Below are 1,992 nucleotides of genomic sequence, written 5' to 3'. Positions count from 1 at the left end.
TTCCTCTTAACAGAGGCTCTAAGAGGTGAAGGAGCTCAGTTAAAGCGTCCTGATGGTACAAGATTCATGCAGGATTATGATGATGGACTTGAGCTTGCTCCAAGAGACATTGTTGCAAGAGCAATCGATCATGAAATGAAGAAATTAGGTGCACACTGCATGTACCTTGATATTTCATTTAAAGAGCCTGAGTTTGTTAAAAAGCACTTCCCAACCATCTATGAGCGTTGCCTAAAGGTTGGTATCGATATCACCAAACAGCCAATCCCAATTGTTCCTGCAGCTCACTTTACCTGTGGTGGTATCATGGTTGATAAAAAGGCAAGAACTGATATTGACGGTTTATATGCTATCGGCGAGTGCGCATATACTGGTCTTCATGGAGCAAACAGACTTGCTTCAAACTCTCTACTTGAGTGTGTTGTTTACGGAAAAGCTGCTGCTGAAAATATCCTTAAGCACCTTGACGATGATGAATTTGATACAGTTGAAATCAAGGACTGGGATGAAAGTCAGGTAACAAACTCTGATGAGGAAGTTATTATTACTCACAACTGGCATGAACTACGTCTTACCATGTGGGATTATGTAGGTATTGTTAGAACAAACAAGCGCCTTGAAAGAGCAATGCACAGAATTGAGATGCTTAAAAAGGAAGTTAGTGAATACTACTCTAACTTCAGAGTATCAAGAAATCTGTTAGAGCTTAGAAATCTTCTTGCTGTTGCTGAGATTATCGTTAAATCAGCAATGAAAAGACATGAATCAAGAGGTCTTCACTACAATCTTGATTATCCTAATACTGAAGAAAAATCAGGACCTACTATTCTAAAACCAAACGAATAATGGTGATGAAAAAGAGGCTTATGCCTCTTTTTTATTGCGATTTAATAAATTATTTTCAATTCCTACTATTCATGTCGGTTATTAGTTATATATAATACAGAAAACAAGATTTTCAGCTTTAGGAGCTTTTTATGGATTTAATCCCTAGCTTTCAGGTAGATCACACAAAGCTTGTTCCTGGTATTTATGTATCAAGAATTGATACTATCGGAAACGAGTTTGCTACCACATTCGATATCAGAATGAAGACACCAAATGTTGAACCAGCAATTCATCCAAATGCAATGCATTCAATTGAACATGTTGTAGCAACATTTTTAAGAAACGATCCTGAATGGAAAGATAAAGTTATCTACTGGGGTCCTATGGGCTGTCTGACTGGCTGCTATCTGATTATGAAAGGCAAACCTACTCCTCAGGAGATTCTGCCTCTTATGATAAGAGCTTTTGAATACTGCAGAGATTACGATGATGTTATTCCAGGTGCACTTCCTGTTAACTGCGGAAACTACCTGCTTCACGATCTTCAGATTGCTAAATATGAGTCAAAGCTTTTTGTTGATGTTCTAAAAACAAAACCTTGCTTTGATTATCCAACTTCACAGAGAATTGAAACTGAGAAAGGTTTAACTTTCTTTGATTCTTAATATTAAGTCAAAGGCTGTCTGTTAATAGACAGCCTTATTCAAAAGTTTTTCTCATGAATCAATTTCTATTTTCACTTGTATTCATCCCCACATTCTGCATAAATAAGTCATGATCTAAAGCCTCAAATAATTCTGACTAATTTATAATTTCAACTAATACTTATCCACTTATTGTTTTTCTATTTGCCTCGCACCATTCTTTAATAGTGTTACTTTTGTTTTCTGATTCAAGATGAAAACTTAAATGAAGATCATTCAACAAATAAATAAAACAAAGAATATCTCGTGCTGTTCGTTTCATATCAGATTCTGACATCATAGAAAGAAAACCTTCTTGCATATTCCTTACTTTGTTATATCTATGACTACTTCCATGAAGCACAAATCTATACATTAGATTTTTGTAATACTTCCGATCTTCTTCTTTTTCTAATTTAGCTAAAATTTGAGGATCTCTAGAAACCTTTTCTATACTTTTTTTATATTCAAATGTTGAAAA

The 1,992-nt window shown here is 35.0% G+C and carries 3 protein-coding genes; 2 read left to right on the top strand and 1 reads right to left on the bottom strand.

Annotation, left to right across the window (positions count from 1 at the left end; translation table 11 throughout):
- Positions 1–846, top strand: an 846-nt coding sequence (locus ACJML3_RS04690; RefSeq protein ID WP_406021050.1) for an FAD-binding protein, incomplete at its 5' end; no start/stop codon positions are given.
- 131 nt (positions 847–977) lie between these two features.
- Positions 978–1,493 carry an S-ribosylhomocysteine lyase gene (locus ACJML3_RS04685; RefSeq protein WP_406021048.1) on the top strand — a complete coding sequence of 172 codons (516 nt, stop codon included), beginning with the start codon at positions 978–980 and terminating at the stop codon, positions 1,491–1,493.
- 160 nt (positions 1,494–1,653) lie between these two features.
- On the opposite strand, the gene ACJML3_RS04680 is transcribed toward ACJML3_RS04685, so the two are convergent.
- The coding region (locus ACJML3_RS04680; RefSeq protein WP_406021046.1) for a hypothetical protein at positions 1,654–1,992 on the bottom strand (339 nt) is incomplete at its 5' end.

The organism is Succinivibrio sp. (assembly GCF_045124615.1).
Lineage (GTDB): Bacteria > Pseudomonadota > Gammaproteobacteria > Enterobacterales > Succinivibrionaceae > Succinivibrio > Succinivibrio faecicola.
Note: the sequence above shows the minus strand (reverse complement) of the source record. Positions and strands in the feature narration are given on the sequence as shown.

Coding starts and splice junctions, on each gene's coding strand:
- ACJML3_RS04685 (WP_406021048.1), top strand. CDS start 978: ATGGATTTAATCCCTAGCTTTCAGGTAGATCACACAAAGCTTGTTCCT.